The sequence below is a fragment of the Alteromonas alvinellae genome (assembly GCF_902705805.1).
Map to the genome: position 1 here is coordinate 1 of NZ_CACSIH010000096.1, position 16,923 is coordinate 16,923.

At 46.7% G+C, this 16,923-nt stretch carries 11 protein-coding genes; 6 read left to right on the plus strand and 5 right to left on the minus strand.

Annotated features, from left to right (window positions below):
• The 4 genes from ACX5KA_RS06020 to ACX5KA_RS06035 all read right to left on the minus strand — a co-directional run.
• Positions 1-5,183 (minus strand): pectinesterase family protein (locus tag ACX5KA_RS06020; protein WP_458730661.1); only part of this gene is annotated, 5,183 nt, incomplete at its 3' end.
• A 98-nt stretch (positions 5,184-5,281) separates the two neighbouring features.
• Positions 5,282-8,218, minus strand: a complete 2,937-nt coding sequence (locus ACX5KA_RS06025) for a TonB-dependent receptor (RefSeq protein WP_458730662.1) — start codon at positions 8,216-8,218, stop codon at positions 5,282-5,284.
• Between the two features lie 147 nt (positions 8,219-8,365).
• Positions 8,366-9,688: a pectate lyase family protein gene (locus ACX5KA_RS06030; RefSeq protein ID WP_458730663.1), complete on the minus strand. Its 1,323-nt coding sequence runs from the start codon at positions 9,686-9,688 to the stop codon at positions 8,366-8,368.
• Entirely contained in the window at positions 9,688-10,431 is a 744-nt protein-coding gene (locus tag ACX5KA_RS06035) for an IclR family transcriptional regulator (RefSeq protein WP_240485794.1), read from the minus strand. The genes ACX5KA_RS06030 and ACX5KA_RS06035 overlap by 1 nt, the downstream gene beginning before the upstream one ends.
• A 509-nt stretch (positions 10,432-10,940) precedes the next feature.
• On the opposite strand from ACX5KA_RS06035, the gene ACX5KA_RS06040 reads away from it, so the two are divergent.
• The 6 genes from ACX5KA_RS06040 (at position 10,941) to cyoE (ending at position 16,510) form a co-directional block, all read left to right on the plus strand.
• Entirely contained in the window at positions 10,941-11,348 is a 408-nt protein-coding gene (locus tag ACX5KA_RS06040; RefSeq protein ID WP_039221563.1) for a hypothetical protein, read from the plus strand.
• Positions 11,349-11,498: 150 nt separating this feature from the next.
• Complete coding sequence (cyoA, locus tag ACX5KA_RS06045) at positions 11,499-12,440, plus strand: ubiquinol oxidase subunit II (RefSeq protein WP_014951264.1); 942 nt, start codon at positions 11,499-11,501, stop codon at positions 12,438-12,440.
• Between the two features lie 2 nt (positions 12,441-12,442).
• Complete coding sequence (cyoB, locus tag ACX5KA_RS06050; RefSeq protein ID WP_458730664.1) at positions 12,443-14,431, plus strand: cytochrome o ubiquinol oxidase subunit I; 1,989 nt, start codon at positions 12,443-12,445, stop codon at positions 14,429-14,431.
• Positions 14,428-15,045: a cytochrome o ubiquinol oxidase subunit III gene (gene cyoC / locus ACX5KA_RS06055; protein WP_168476750.1), complete on the plus strand. Its 618-nt coding sequence runs from the start codon at positions 14,428-14,430 to the stop codon at positions 15,043-15,045. The genes cyoB and cyoC overlap by 4 nt, the downstream gene beginning before the upstream one ends.
• Entirely contained in the window at positions 15,045-15,416 is a 372-nt protein-coding gene (cyoD, locus tag ACX5KA_RS06060; RefSeq protein ID WP_014999970.1) for a cytochrome o ubiquinol oxidase subunit IV, read from the plus strand. Before cyoC ends, cyoD begins: the two co-directional genes overlap by 1 nt.
• Positions 15,417-15,613: 197 nt before the next feature.
• Positions 15,614-16,510, plus strand: a complete 897-nt coding sequence (gene cyoE / locus ACX5KA_RS06065) for a heme o synthase (protein WP_458730665.1) — start codon at positions 15,614-15,616, stop codon at positions 16,508-16,510.
• 128 nt (positions 16,511-16,638) lie between these two features.
• Here cyoE and ACX5KA_RS06070 read toward each other — a convergent pair whose 3' ends face one another.
• Positions 16,639-16,797, minus strand: coding sequence for a YgjV family protein (locus ACX5KA_RS06070; protein ID WP_458730666.1), 159 nt, complete (start codon positions 16,795-16,797; stop codon positions 16,639-16,641).
• Positions 16,798-16,923 lie beyond the last annotated feature (126 nt).

The following is a 16,923-nucleotide window of genomic DNA, read 5'->3' on the forward strand; positions in this document are numbered from 1 at the left end:
AGGCGACAACTACCTTGAAAAACGCCGAAACCGTACGCATCAAGCGTTGGAGCAGGTGCTACATTCGGTAAGTTAGGCTCGCTTGGCACCCAGCCTTCACCGTTATTAAAGTGAGAGAATATCGCCGTTCTGCTGGTAAGTTCAGTCACTTCGCTGTCGGTAAGAATGTGGGCAAACTGACGGCTTGAAAGATCAAGCGGGTTACCCTGCATATCCATGCTGCCGTATTCACGCCATCCAGCTGCTGCGGTTGCAGGGCTAGGGTTTGGTGCAGGTTGGTCGCGTACTCCTTCGCCCGCCCAGCCGATAGTGGCAATGTGGGTGTCGAAACGGTTATTAATAAGCGTAATATTGTCGAAGTAGCTAGTGCTGCCGCCACTTCTTGCAATATACGTAGAGTCGTCGAGTACACCGTTACCAATAGGGCCTGGGCCATTGGTGAAGCTGCTGTTTAAGAAGATAAACCCTTTATAAGAAATATCAGGTACGCGAGCTTGTAGAATGTAGCCGCCCGCTGTGTCTTCGTCAGGGTTACCATTTTTAGAGTCGCCAATGGTGCGAATTTCGCTGTTTTCAAACAGTGCGGTATTTACGTAACCCCAAATGAAATCAACGTTGCCGGCAATCAATGAGTTGTAGAACCAACTAAAGCCTTTTAACAGCAGCGTATCTTGTTCGCTCACAAAGTTCATATCAACGGCAGTTAGACGACCTGAATCACTGTTAAAGTAAATCGTCTCAGCTTGGTTAGAGTAGTCGTTGCTTCTGATGTGTGAGTTTTTCAAAGTGAAGTTCGTTAGCGTCAGGTTATCTACGCCTTCCACTAAAAATACACTTCTTCCACCTGATGGAGTGCCCGCCGCAGGTGCTTCGCTCTTGCCGCTACCGCTGTTAAAGCTTTCAAAGTTATCGTAGTACACTACGGTATTGTCTCGGCTCTCGCCTTGAAGCGTGACATTGTTGTTACCGCGAAGGAACAGCATTTCCTGATATTCGCCGTCACGAATCGTAATGCGAGATGGCGTATCGCTGCTTACGTTTTGCATCACGTAATTAAGCGCACCTTGCACCGTGCGGAAATCCGCTTCGCCGTCATCATCTACGGTAACATTCGCGCCAGAAGGTGCAGCGGCTCTTGTTGCAAAGCGCCAGTTCGCACTCTTGCCAATACCACTAAAGCTTTCACCATTTAGCGTTGCGCCGGTTACCGCACCATCGCTAATGGCCACGTAATACGACTGACCATATTGAAGGGCGTTTGTATGAGGCTTAATCACCAATGTGTTGCCTACAACTGATGCGGGGCGGTAAGCCACTTTGCGCTGTCTGTCTTGGCCTTCAAAGCCAATAAAGTCTTCATCAGCTGCAATATTGATTACGTCTACCAGGGTGTCGTCTGTCGCATTGTAAATGCGCACTTCACCGCTACTTCCTAAGGTGGGTTCGCTGTCGAAGGTTAACGAGAGTAGGGTATCGGTATACGCATTGTTATTGCCCGAATACGGTGTGGTGTCTGGGAATAAGTCGCCATAGGTGGCGGTAGGCATGGTAAAGCCTTCGCCAACATTAACGGCAATGTGTTTGCTTAACGTAGGGTCAGAGCCAGAGGTAAAAGTTACTATTGCGCTGCCGGCTGCGCGAGGGGTAATAGTAACTTGTGGGCCTTGCTGCTCTACGCTGACCACACTCGCATCACTGCTGGTTACGGTAAATGTGTCTTCAGTTATACCGTCGTTTTGTACTGCGGTAACGTAAACGAATAACGGATCGCTACTGGTGGTGGTTTCCCACTCTGTTTCTTTGAAATCCAGAGTAAGTTGAACTGGTTTAACTGCGGGGTCACCCACTTTTAAATCGTCCAGCTCGAACGAACGGTTATTAGTGAAAAGGCCAATCAGTCCCGCTGCGCTATAGGTTGTATCTTCTGCTGTACCCATGTTCTCGCCGTCTAAATAAACGGTGAGTTTCTCGTTTTCCATTTCAAAACGTACGCGGTACCACGTGCCGTCTGTACCGTCTTTTTCACCCAGTACAATAGGTGACTTAGCTTGTACAGGGCGAGAAATACTACCTTCGGTACTTACCGCTACTTCCACTTGTGTACTGCTTGACGAGTTTTGTACATTCAAACCTCCGCCGTACCAGTTTCCAGCGCTATCATAACGACCTAGAAGGAAGATCTGTTTGTTTCGCGTGGTGCTGTTTTGTCTTGGACGAATGCGCGCTTCAACAAAGTAATTTCCATTTTCTGGCAGGTTGCTAAGTGCCGACTCTTTAACCAAGAAAATTTCGCCACCTTCACCGCCAGCGGTGTAGCGCATCACTTTGTTGCCGTCGTCTTCTACAATATCAAACGTGCCTTGTGGGCCGTTTGAGCCTGCGTCGTCTGAGATAAGCGTGAAGTTATCTAAAGAGCCCGATGCAAAGTCGTCACAGAAGTAAAGCTGTGGTTCATTTTCACAGCTAAACTTGCTGTCATCTGGCGCTTCACCCACATACGATATAACAAAGTTATCGATAACCACTTTGCCGCCACTTTCAGTACGAAGCTGTAGGAACGAGGTGGGTGTACCAATAAATCCTTCGATAGTTAGGCGTTGTCCCGGCACAAGGTTATTAACCAGTTCGCTGTAGAATTTAGAGTCGCCACCATGTATCGATTTACTACTGCTGCTGGTGTTGTTATCTACATAAATCTGGAAGTTGTTGTCGCCTTCACTGTCTTCAACGGCAATGATGTCCATACTAATGGTATATTCACGGCTTAAATCTAATACACCCGTGGTTACAGTGTCATCAGCGGTTGTGTCTGTATCAGGGGTACTGTTGCCCATGGTAAAGCGTGCACTGTCGATGGCTAATTGGCCTTCGGAGATCACTAAACCTGAACCGCCGCCCGTTACGCTATAAAACGGCGTGGCACCACCATCAGTTGATTTGTATTCAGGGCTGAAGAAGGTGTCAGCGTCTGTTTCAAACGTCTCCTCTAACAGGGTGTTTTCATCAATATATTCAATGCGAATATTGTCGATGACCACAATAGAGCCACTTTCCGTTCTAAATTGAAGGTACGAGTTAGGCGTTGCTATCTGTCCTTCTACTGTCATGGTGGTTCCCGGTACTAAATCGAGCACAGGCTCATTAAAGAAGCGGGAATCTGAACCTAGGTGTGAGTTGGCGCTGCCAGATGTATTGTTATCCACGTAAATCTGGAATTTGTTGTCGCCTTCGGAATCTTCAGCAGAAATAACATCAAAGATAACCTTGTAAGGACGGCTCAAATCTAGCGCACCGGTGGATGATGTATCGTCAGATGAGCTTTGGGTATCTGGCTCAGTATTACCAAGGGTAAAGCGCCCGCCGTCAAGCTGAATACCAGTGTCAATTTGCGTTACCGAGCCACCGGTAATCGTAAACATGGCAACTTGCTCACCCGCTGCATTTTCAATCGCGGCAAAGTTTGTCGAGAAAATATCCTCGCTTTCACCTGCAAAGGTATAGGAAAGCGGCAGCGGTACACTTGGAATAACTTCTGGCTCTTCAGGTTCGGTAGGCTCAGGCTCAACCGGAGGCACTGGGTCAACTGCGTCAGCTACCGTCTCAATTTTTAAGTTATCGATAGTGATAGTGGCACTAGAGTCTGTGCGCAATTGGAAGAAGCTATTAGTTACCGAGCTATCGAGAATTTTAGCGTCAGGTGCACTAGGATCGCCGCCACCAATATCGTCACCTGGCTCATAGGTATAAGTAAATCGCGTGCCGGGTACCATCGTGCCGTCTGCTAACCCTATGCTCACGAACTTAGAAGCAGCACCGTGTACAGAGTTATCTTGCCCTGTGGTGTTGTTATCTACATAAAGGCTGAACGTACCGCCGCCATTATGAGAAATAACGTCGAAGCTAATGGTAAAACCTTCGCTAAGATTATAAATACCCATGCCTACCGTATCTGATGCCGACGTATTGGCACCTGGGTTGACCGCAGCGTTACCAATACTGAATCGATCGCCTTCAAGGGTAAGCTGACCTGTGGTGGCGTCGACTAGCGGGCTGCCACCTGTTACATAATAAAGCGCACCGGCGTCTGGCTCTTCACTTAAACGCTTGTACGACGATGAGAAAAACGTATCGGTGTCGGTATCGAAGTTTTCTTCAAGCGCCGCCTGGATAGAGTTCGCGGCTTCTTCTAACTTTGCCAGTTCAACATCTGCTTGTTCCTGGGTAAATGCAAACAGGTAGTTTTGCGGGTCTTCGTTGGCAAGGCAGCTTTCAACATGAAGCACTAACGGCATAGACTGAGCGTTATCTGGAGATACCACGCACAAACTGTATACCTCGTTAACGGTGTTGAAAGCACGGGAAATAAGATACTCAGTTTGCTCACCGTAGCTAAGGGCAATAACTTTTCGTCCAAAAGAGAATTCATAGTTACCCGTTGTGCTTTCCTCACCGTGCACTCTTACGAAAGTACCTGACAAATTCGTTTCGTCGTCAGGCGTAAAGGTGTAAGTGGCTTGCGATACACTTCTGCCTTCTAATGTTGGTGCGTAAATGTCGCCTGTGAAGCGGGTTACATCAAAGGTGTTAGGGAAGAGCGTGCCTAATTCGGCTTCAAGGTAATTTACGAAATGGCTGATAGCCAGTGCTTTATCCACAAGCGTAGCACTGGCTCCGCCAGCAGAACCAAGCCACACCTCTACATCGGCTGCAAAATCAGCATCAGATTGATTAAAGAAATCTTCAATGGTTTGCCCTTCGTCGAGGGTTGCCACTGCTACATCGCCAGCACTGGTGCTTAACGTTATACCGTTACTTGGGTCGCCATCAGTATCAAGAGATTGTAAAAGTCGAAGTGTGTTTACGACCGACTGGTTAAAAGGGTTGTCGGTTGCGAATAGGTCAAGAGGAGAGATAACGCTCGATGCCGGGGTTTCTGGAAACGCCAGCTGACCTATGCTGAAAGCGAGCTGTTCGCCTCTGAAGTAAGAGTATTCACCCTGCGCATTAGTGGTGCCGTTTTCCACAGAAGCAGAGGAATAATTAATTCCTTCAACGGGGCTATCAACAAATATGCCAGTCAGTGCTGGATCGGGGGGGAGGGTTACGTTGGTAGAGCTTTTCTCGCCACAGGCAGTAACGAGAATAACACCACCCATCAGGGCAGCAATTTTCGTGAGTTTCATGGTACTCAATCTCCATATTTTACTGGGCGTACTACCGCACTACATGTCCGCTCCAGCTTTATTATGTGGAAAAGGCCGGGTTTCCCCGGCGCAGACAATTAGTAGAACTTAATGTTTACACCCAGCTGATAGCTGCGGCCGTACTCTTCTTTCTGGTACAGAATATTACCGCCGCTTAACGCGTTACCTTGGAAGTAGCGAAGGTCTGACTCCTCGGTAAGGTTGATGGCGTCAAAGTACAATTGTGCGTACTCGGTAATGTCGTACTGAAGTTTAAAGTCTAAGCTTTTAACCGAATCTTGATATTGGTCACCCCAAATCTTGCAGGACTTAGGGTCGTTAAGATCGGCAGTAACTGGGCAAGAGCCAATTTGTTCAAGAACTTCAGAACGCACGTTACCAATTAAGCGAGCTGAGAACGTTTCACTTTCCCAACCAAACACAAGGTTGAAGGTGGTATCAGCTTGATCAGGCAGTGCCACTTTGCCTTGACGAATACTGCCATCAAGCGTGGCTTCACTATCTAAGATGGTGGCATTACTTTGAATGAATAAACCATTCTCGAAGTACTGGTTGTAGCTAAGCTCTAACCCGATAACCGAGGCCTTATTACCGTTTACGGTAATATTAATCTCGTTTAGGTATAAGTCCTGCGGAATAACAAACTCAGTAACCTGGTTTACCGGAAGCGTAAGCGGCAGGTCGTTAAGCGCCATGCCAATTCCGTTTACATCCACAATAAAGTTGTCGATGTCTTTATAGAAAATAGCCGCTTCCATAAAGAGGTTTTCGCTTGGATACCAGCCAATTGACGCATCGTAGTTAATAGATGTCATTGCAACGAGATTAGGGTTACCCACATCTAGTGCATTATCAGAACCGAGCACATATTGGCTTAACTGTTGAAGCGATGCGCCACCTTGACTGTCATCACAATCGTCCGAACCCGGAGGGCAAAGCTCGATATCGCTGTCAAACACGGCAAATGCACGGGCTTGTTTAAACGATGGGCGAGTAAAGCTGGTCCACGCCGCTGCACGCACTAGGAAGTTTTCACTGGGCTCCCATTTAATGTGCGCACTAGGGAAAAACTCGCTGTATTTAATAGATGCTTCAGGCAGTGGAATGGCGATATCCAGCGCGCCCGCACCTGCACCATTAAATTCAAAGTCATCGTTTTCTAGCGAAAGAAAACCGGTGGAAGAGAACTCGGTTTGAGCCCAACGAACACCTGTTATTAACGTGGCGTCAGGCCCCAGAGGTAACTCTGCCATAGCATACACCGCCTGCGTATCTTCGGTGATGCTGTAGTCGCCCTTAGTGCTTTCAATGGATACTTCGCCATTTGTGGCAGGTACCACCGTTTGACGGGTTGCATTAACAATTTGGTCCACTACACCGCGACTTTCAAAAGGCAACTGGAATGCACTGTTTGAAGGAATCTGGGTGTCGTAGTCGGCAAGTGTAGAGTTGACTGCGGCAATACATGCGTCGTCGCTACAGTCACTGGCAGAAGGGTCAAAGCTCCAACGGTCTTTATCGCGTACATGGTCGCGCTCACTTACCTGCACACCGAACTTAATGGTGTTTAACCAGTCATTAAAAATGTCGGTTCGCAGATTAAGGTTTACCGTCTTAATTTCATCAATTCGGGTTCCGCCTTCTAAAAACAGATTATCAAATTGATAATTTGAAAGGTCAGAACCATCGCCGCTACCCGACGTGCCAAAAATGCTGTTTTCCGGGTCGTAGGTTAGACCTGCGATTTCCGCAGCTTCCTGCGGGCTTAAAATACGAGCATTAATGTTGTCTCGACCACCTTGGCCATAAACAATCAGGTCTCGTTCACGAAACTGAACGCGGCGGTCACCGGTTGAGTCTTCTTCTGAGCGAGATTGAGCATATTCATAGTCAAACACGAAACGTTCAGCAATACGGTTTTCACCCCCTAAGCTGAACGTTATGGTTTTGTTTTTACTTTCTTGTAGGAAGTGCTGGTGGAACACATCTATATCGCTAAGAATAAACTCTTTCGTAGCGCCGTTTACGTAAACGATTTCATCGTTTCCTACAGAGCCTGCATCTTGAAAGTCGTAAAATTCACGCTGCGCGCGATCGTCATCTTCAAATTGTGTGAACGTACCTTTGGCATAATAGTAGGCGTCGGCAGAGGGCTTATACTCTAAGTTAAGCGCAGCAGCTTGGCGGGTTCTGCCAGCAATCTCACGACGAATTTCTAACTGAGAAGGCGCGAGAATTTCGTCACCTTGAGCAATTTCTTCTTCCGTTTTACCCAAGTCAGCGGTGTAAAACTTCATTTCGTTGGTGCTGTGGTGGCGCGTTTCGTCTATCTGGGTTTTTCGGTCTTCGTGAGAGATGGCAAAGCCAATACCAAAGGTGTTGTCGAGGAAAAACTGGGTGCCGTCTAAGCTAAATTTTGGAGAGTGCTCTTCGCGGGCTTCTGAGTACGCGTCCTGAATACGCATTTTTAAAGTGTTTTTACCGCGATCAAACGCTGAAATTGCTTTTACGTTTACTGTGCCGCCAATGGAATTCAGGTTTTGGTCTGGTGTAAGGGTTTTAAGCACCTCAATGGTTCCTAGCAGGTCAGCAGGAAGTGCGTCTAAGCCCACTTTCCGCTCTTCGCCTGCACCAGACATTTGTGCGCCGTTCATATTTATTGATACGAAGCCGGGCCCTAAGCCTCGAACGGTAACAAACTTACCTTCGCCTTCTGAGCGCTGTAGCGTTACACCTGGCAATCTTCGAAGAGACTCCGCTACGTTTTGATCGACAAAGTTGCCTAAGTCATCGGTAGAGATAACAGAGCTAAAGCCATTCTTCATGCGTTCTAAGTCACGCGCTTTTAGGTCTGCCTGTTTAACACCCTTTACTTCAACTACTTCAATTTCGCTAGGGGTTTCATTTGTTTCAGTTTGCTCGGTATTTTCCTGAGCCGGTGCAGTACTTTGCGCCATGGTGGAAAACGCCGTGGACACGGCTAGAGCGAGGGCTGTCCATTGAAACACTTTCATGTTTTGAACTCCTAAATTCCAAAATCGACATAGCTGTAGTATTTGTAGTTTGCTATGCCACCGGTGGCAGTATTGATCTTGTAGTTTAGGAATGCATTATTATTTAACGTTTATTTCACAAATTATTAATATATGAATATTTAGCCGTCACAATGTGGGAATTCCAGCAAGTACGCGCCATGAATTCTCTTCGTGGAAAGTCAGTGGAGGAGCAGTGTCGGCGGTAAAATAGTTGCGGTAATTCGTCCAGTCAATTACATCTAATTCGCTGTCTATAATCCCATTTTTGCTGTTGTATTGATTGTGTTGTATTTGCGTAATTATGCGCTCATCCACGGGATCTAGCCCTCTTCCAGCGCGAGTAAGGTTAGCACCGACCTGTTTGCTTTCAATCAGGCTTGCCCACGTCTGCTGTGTTGTTAGCTGTGCATCGCCTAGTTGATCTATTTTGTCTTGATGAAAAGGCGCGTTTGAAAGGGAGCGAGCAAGCACAGCTTTTTCTTTTTCCGAGCCAGCTTTGGCACTTTTAACATCTATACCTTTGCTATTGTCTGAAGACATATCGCTATGGCCTTTCATCAGGTTTTCAGCAACGTACAGTCGAGTGAGTGATTCCTTATCGTCCCATAGTTGAAAAAACCATATTTTCTTTGTTGCGGGCCCAGGCGCGTAGACATTCCCCACCAGATTCGCAATGCCGTTTTCGCCGCCATAGGCTGAGTTCTTTTGCCAGTTAGCAATGACATTGTTTCGAATATCAACGAACTCTTGCTGTTGGGGGTAAGGTGGGTTCAGTCGCCATCCATTAATGCGAGGGTTTCTGCTGGTATGATTGACTAAAATATTACGTAGAAAGCTAGCGTTGCTGCCGCCCCAAATACCGCCATAACCGTGGCTGCCTTTATGGTGTCCGGCGTTGTTTAAACTCTCTGAAAGAATGCTGTTTTGTAGTGTAAAGCGCTGATTATTGTAGAACGAACCTACCTCGTCCTTTGACCAACTTAGCGAGCAGTGATCGATGATGACGTCAATAGTGTTTCTTACAGTGACCGCGTCGCCTTCTTTACTGTCTTTCCCTGGCCTAAAACGCATGTGACGAATAATAACCTGGTTAGCTTCAACGCTTGTGGAAGCACCGGAAACCACAATTCCGTGAGGAGAAGTTTGGCCTGCAATCGTGACATTGTCGTGCTTTATCTCTAAGTCTTTTTCAAGGACGATAACACCAGATACATTAAAAACAATTAGTCTCGGATAGTCTTGCGCCACCGCCCAACGCAACGTCCCTTCTTGTGGGCTTTTCGCATTGTCAGACAACGAGTTAACAACTAACACTTTACCTTGGTTTCCACCTTGCGTGTATTTACCAAAGCCCAGCGCTCCTTCAAACGCTAAGGGTTGAGCGTGACAATTAGTCAGTACAAAAAGCAAGACGATTGCGACAAGAAATTGGATGGATTTATGTTTCATTACTGCATGTCCTGCTCAAAAGGTTGGGCACTGATGGTTGGAAGACGAGCGATATCTTTAAGTTTTGTGCTCCATGCCTGCAAAATCTTAAAGTCGTGGATCACGCCGTCTAGTTCTATCGCTAAAATTGATACAAGCTCACCGTCTCGCATAAAGACCGGCACGGCAACCAGCGTTACATTTCGCGGTAAATAGTGGCTAACAGCAAAGCCTCTGGTGCAGGTTGTTGCTCGTAGTTTCGCGGCTTGATGTTCATCAAAATAAGCAGGGTGATTACTGTCGTCCATGTTTTGATACTTTGGGTGGTATGCCAACATGACGTGGCCCGCAGCAGATTCAAATAGGGGCAGCTTTGTTCCTGGCCTAATCGTTGTTATTTGTTTGTCTCTGGCGTCTAAAACATCGATAACAAACGCACAATAGTCACCAAGCGTACAGATAATGGCGCTAGCGTTAGTTGGCGCAATAATTTTTGAAAGCTCGGGCGCAACTATTCTCTGAACGTATCGGCTGCGTGAGTTTGCTGCGCTAATTTCGTAAATGCGTGTGCCATAGAAGTATTTTGTACCACGCTTTTCTACTACACGTTCACTGGTTAATGTTCTCAGTAACCTAAAAACCGACGTGCGGGGAAGATTGAGCGCAGACTCGATTTCAGAGGCACTTAAACCTGAGCGAGACTCGGCGATGGCTTGACATAGCTGCAGCGCCTGCATAACACTGGGAATTACATACCTTTCCATCTTTTTGCGGCCCCAAAATCAAGATAACACTGCCTGATATTAACACGAATTAAACAAAATGCTACCGGTGGCATTTTAAAATAATGATGATTTTTAGAACAGTTGCGTTGTGAAATGAGGACACGTTAATGTGCGATTCATCGCATTAATAAGACGCCTGGCGATTTAAGAATTGCTTAGAAAGCATCACAAAAATTCGGATTGTTAAAACAAATAATTAACAACTACAGATGGCGACAGGAATTATTAAAAGCGTAGTTTAGCCTAGAGAAACCAAAAGCCGCGCTGTTTGTGTGTCAGTGACAGGAAGCGTCTTAGTACAGTGTGAGACTTTCATTAAATGTTAATGAATTGGTTATCAATGCGTTGTACTTCAAATCACAGGCCCTGAAAGCCCTAAGGTGGGTGGCTTGTGCTTGCTTTCAATTATGATTACCCTGCCACGCCTGCACCCAATCAGGTGGAGTTGCATAAATACTTGTGTATTTTCATAAGGCATAACGTTCTATATGGCACCACGTCCTTTCAGTTTCCTAAACGAACTGAATTCACTAATTAGACCCGCAGTAAACTACACCAATGGTGTGGGCGCTATGCTGTGGTTGGCTAATATGGTGCTATTGCTGAACATTACGCTAGTTATCAGTGGTACTTTGGCTGACTCAGCAGAGTTCGTCAGTGCATTTAATGAAAGTTTGGTTGTAGAGCCTCTTTTCATTGCCCTTGCTAATCACACACTTTCACAATTTATCGTTCCTACCATAGCGCTGGTATTAGTGGGCCTTTTGGTAAAAGCCACGGCGATAGCAAAGGCGCAAATAACAGAACAGCGCAGACCTCTTCCTTATCTTTGCCCTACATTTCCCCAACCTTTTGTTCAAACGGTTGGCAGTAGAGCGCCCCCACTTTTTAGTTAAACGTCTCCGATTTAATTATTTAACGCCGAAAGCGTTGCGCAGTAAGTGCGACAAAGCTTTATCGGTGTGTTTTTCGATGCTGTAACGCCGCCATTCTCTATTAAGCGGCCCAGTCATCGCCGTTTAACTTGTGGGTTATAGGAACTTGTTTTGTCTATTCGTAACCTTTTTACTTTAATTGTTGCTGGTGCAGGGCTGACGTTGGCCGGTTGCAGCGGCGGCGTGCTTGACCCTAAAGGGCAAGTGGGTATGGATGAAAAGAATCTGATTATTCTTTGTACCATCCTAATGCTGATTGTTGTTGTTCCCGTTATTTTTCTTACGCTTTACTTTGCGTGGAAGTATCGCGCTAGTCGCGATTTCGAAATTTATACCCCTAAATGGGCACACTCGACCAAAATAGAAGCGGTGGTGTGGTCCATTCCAATTCTCATTGTCGTGTCGTTGAGTGTGATCACCTGGCGCTCTACTCACGCACTCGACCCTTATGCACCGCTAGAAGGTCAAGGAGAGCATCTTACTGTTGAAGTAGTCTCGCTTAACTGGAAGTGGCTGTTTATTTACCCTGAACAAGGTATCGCAACGGTCAATGAATTGGTGTTTCCAGCCAATAAACCCGTTGCGTTTAAGATTACTTCTGAAAGCACCATGAATTCGTTTTTTATTCCTCAGCTAGGAAGCCAGATTTATTCCATGGCGGGAATGGAAACCAAGCTTCATCTTATCGCCGACGAGCCAGGTACGTACAAAGGCATTTCTTCAAATTACAGCGGTGCGGGATTCACTGGCATGAAGTTTAACGCTATTGCCACACCTACCGAGGATGACTTCGAGGCGTGGGTTGCCAGCGTTAAGCAGTCGCAAACATCGTTAACGTCAGGTGCCTACGAGCAGCTTGCTGAGCCAAGCGAAAACAATCCGGTGACCTATTTCAGCAAAGTCGATGACGGTTTATTTCATAACATTGTTATGAAATACATGAAAGATCACGGCTCTATGGATTTCTACAACAAGCCGGAAAATGCCGCCATGGGCGAACATCACGCCATGCCTGAAATGCAACACAGCCATCACCAAGAGGATGCACAATAACCATGTCTTTATTAGGTAAATTATCTATTGAGGCCGTACCCTATCACGAGCCGATTATTATGGTGACACTTGCTGTTGTGGCAGTGGTGGGTGTGGTCATTGCCATGCTTATCACCAAGCACAAACAGTGGGGAACCCTGTGGTTTGATTGGATAACGTCTGTCGACCACAAACGTCTTGGAATTATGTACATTGTGTTGGCTATGATCATGCTGCTGCGTGGCTTCGCCGACGCCATTATGATGCGTACTCAGCTTGCAATGGCAACCAATGGTGCGCCCGGGTATCTGCCGCCAGAGCACTACGACCAAATCTTCACAGCCCATGGCGTTATCATGATTATCTTCATGGCGATGCCGTTTATGATTGGGTTGATGAATATCATTTTGCCACTACAAATTGGTGCTCGCGATGTGGCGTTTCCATTTTTAAATAACTTAAGTTTTTGGCTGACCGCAGGTGGCGCAATTCTAGTAAATGTGTCTTTGGGGTTAGGTGAATTCGCAAAAACAGGGTGGGTTGCTTATCCGCCGCTAGCCGGGTTGGAGTTTAGTCCCGGGGTTGGCGTCGACTATTATATATGGGCCCTGCAGATATCCGGGGTCGGTACGCTGCTAACCGCCGTAAACTTCCTAGTTACCGTGTTTAAAATGCGTGCGCCCGGCATGAAGTTAATGCAAATGCCTATTTTTACATGGACCTGTACGTGGGCAAACATTCTGATTGCTGCTTCGTTCCCTATTCTTACGGCTGTGTTAGCCATGCTAACCCTAGACCGCTACATGGACTTCCACTTCTTCACGAATGAAGCCGGTGGTAACTCGATGATGTATATCAACCTATTCTGGGCGTGGGGACACCCTGAGGTTTATATTCTGGTACTGCCTGCATTTGGTATTTTTTCGGAAGTTATATCTACGTTTACCGCTAAGCGCCTGTTTGGCTACAAGTCGATGGTGTATGCGTCGGGTGCCATTGCCATTCTTGGTTTTATTGTCTGGCTACATCACTTCTTTACCATGGGTTCGAGCGCCAATGTGAACGCCTTCTTCGGCATTATGACTATGGTTATTGCCGTACCCACGGGCGTGAAACTGTTTAACTGGCTATTCACCATGTATCGCGGTCGCTTAATATTGAGTGTGCCTGTACTGTGGACGTTAGGCTTTATGGTGACCTTCACCATTGGCGGCATGACAGGGGTGTTACTTGCTATTCCAGGTGCTGACTATGTACTTCATAATAGCTTGTTTCTCATTGCGCACTTTCACAACACCATTATTGGTGGTGCGGTATTTGGCTATCTGGCTGGCTTTGCTTTTTGGTTCCCGAAAGCCATGGGCTTTAAGCTTGACGAAAAAACCGGAAAAGCAGCCTTTTGGTGCTGGCAAATTGGTTTCCTTTTGGCGTTCATGCCCCTATATGTGCTTGGCTTTTTGGGTATGACACGCCGCTTAAATCACACCGACAATCCTGACTGGAATATCTGGTTATACATTGCTGCATTTGGTGCGTTTGTTATAGCAATTGGTATTTTCTTCCAGCTACTTCAGCTGTTTGTAAGCTTCAAAAACAAAGAAAAGCTTAACGATACAACGGGCGATCCGTGGAATGGTCACACGCTAGAGTGGTCAACGGCGTCACCGCCTCAGTTTTACAATTTTGCCAAGATACCTCACATCAAAGACATTGATGCGTGGACGGATATGAAGGAACGCGGCGAGTCGTATCAACGCCCTGAAAATTACGCGCCTATTCATATGCCAAAAAATACTTCAGCCGGTGTGTTTATGAGTATGAGCTTTACTCTAATGGGCTTTGCCCTTATCTGGCATATCTGGTGGCTTGCTGTTGTCGGTTTAGTGGCGGGGAAAGGCGTATTTATTAAGCGTTGCTATACCTCGGATGTTGATTACTACGTGCAGGTAGATGAGGTTGAACGAGTTGAAGCTACGCACTTAAGTGCCAATACAGTGGGAGGTCGCTCATGAGTACTATTGCAACATCAAGCGCCGCATCAATGCCGCATGAACACGCACACGAAGAACATCATGAAAACAACACGGTGTTTGGTTTCTGGTTGTATTTAATGACCGACTGTTTGTTGTTTGCTTCTTTCTTTGCCACCTATGCCGTGCTGTTTATGAATACGGCGGGGGGGGTGTCTGGCAAAGATATTTTCGAGCTCAACTTTGTCGCAGTTGAAACAGCCGCTCTGCTTTTAAGCAGCATTACCTTTGGCTTTGCCATGATATGTGCTCACCGACAAAACAAGTCAGGCGCCCTTGCTTGGCTGGCGGTGACATGGGCACTGGGTGCGTGTTTTATTGGTATGGAAGTGTACGAATTCCACCACCTTATTGAGCATGGTAACGGGCCGCAGCAAAGTGCGTTTTTAACGGCGTTTTTCTCGCTAGTGGGGCTGCACGGAATGCACGTTACAGCGGGTCTTATTTGGATGACGATCATGTTTATCGAAGTAACCCGCCGAGGTCTAGGTGAGCAAACCGTTACCCGACTTAGCTGCTTAAGCTTGTTTTGGCACTTCCTCGATATCGTATGGATATGTGTATTTACCGTAGTGTACTTAATGGGGGCAATGTAATGGCGTTACACGATGCAAAATTAGCTTCAAATACGGACGGTCACGCTTCATCGACCCACAATAGTGATGACGTACATGGCGATGTAAAGTCTTATGTAATTGGTTTCATTCTATCTGTGGTGCTCACCGCTATTCCGTTCACTCTAGTGATGAATGGCGACCTATCTAAAGTTACCACGATTTGGAGCGTGGTAACCTTGGGCTTGGTTCAAATTTGGGTGCACCTTAAATACTTTTTGCACCTTAACTTTGTTACCGAAGAAGGCAGAGCCAATACGTTTTCGTTCTTATTCAGTGCGCTTATTATTTTCATGGTGGTTGGGTTATCCGTTTGGATTATCTACGAATCAAATGCCATGATGATGTATTAGCAAGTCTCTGTATATGCGTGGTCTAGCCTGACGATCAAGTCAGGCTTTTCAATGTGTTTACTTCATCGCGGTCAGTACGATAAGCCCTCACGTTTTGCCCTTCCATTGGGGCAACCTATTTGGGGGGCAACATTGGGGCTTCTCAGTACACCTTGATACGTGTCTAAATGGGCGCGTTCTAAATTTGGATTTTACCCATGACCTCTACTTATAAACGTTACCTCTCAGTTAGCAAGCCCGGCATTATTATGGGCAATGCTATTTCGGTAACGGGCGGTTTCTTACTCGCGTCCCGTGGCGATATAGATTATTGGCTATTGCTCGCAACGCTCATCGGTTTATCGCTGGTGGTGGCTTCAGGTTGTGTCATCAATAACTGCATTGACCGAGATATCGACGGCAAAATGCAGCGCACGGCTAGCCGGGTTACGGTAACAGGCGAGTTGCCATTACTTACTGCGATGTTGCATGGTGCTGTGCTAGGCATTTCGGGGTTCGGCTTGTTAGCAGCTTACACCAACCTTACCGCGGTATTTTTTGCCGCTTTTGGCTACGTCATTTATGTGGGGGTTTACAGCCTGTATATGAAGCGAAATTCGGTGTATGGCACCTTCGTTGGCAGTTTGTCGGGGGCCGTTCCGCCCGTAGTCGGTTATTGCGCCGCGAGCGGTCAGTTTGATATGGCTGCGGCTATTTTGCTGGGTATGTTCAGCATTTGGCAAATGCCCCATTCTTATGCCATCGCTATCTTTAGATACAACGACTATAAGGCGGCTGGCATTCCGGTATTGCCTGTATCGCAAGGTATTGCGAAAGCAAAACGCCATATCGTCCTTCATATTGCGTTATTTGCTTTAGTAGTAATGCTGCTTCCACTCAGCGGTTATACGGGTATTGGCTTTTTAACAGTAGCTTTCGCAACAAGCCTTTGGTGGCTGTTGATGGCGCTGCGCGGATACAGACCCGACATCAACGTAGAAGGCTGGGCAAAACGTGTTTTTGGTTTCTCCATTGTGAATATAACGCTGTTATCTATCGCTATGTCACTGGACTATCATACGTCAGTAACGAGTCTGTTTGCGCTCTCGTTCTAATTGACGTGTTTCGACTCACTCGGCGAGGTTGGCTTGGGAGCTTCCAATGCAGTGTGCGTATAGCAACGCATTCACTTTGGGCAATCAAGACGTGTAGATTGGGCGCATAGTCTGGCATAAATTAGCAATCAGGCCTGACCGAGTGCTTTTTGCCCTCTGTACAAGCGAATAATGGTAAAGCTATTAACTGCCAGTAGCGTAGCTTCAAGCAGGGTGCCGCCAATAGAGCCGACAATAATATTGTTGGTTAGCCAACATATAGCGCCGCATAAAAACGCTAAACGCATACGTATTCCCGACAATCAAAATAAGGCATAAGTGCCTATGCACGTGCCCAAAATAGGGAATAAATCGTACCAAACTTCGGCCAAATACAGCCCTGCTGCTAAGGCGTGTTGATCTTTCGTGATTAG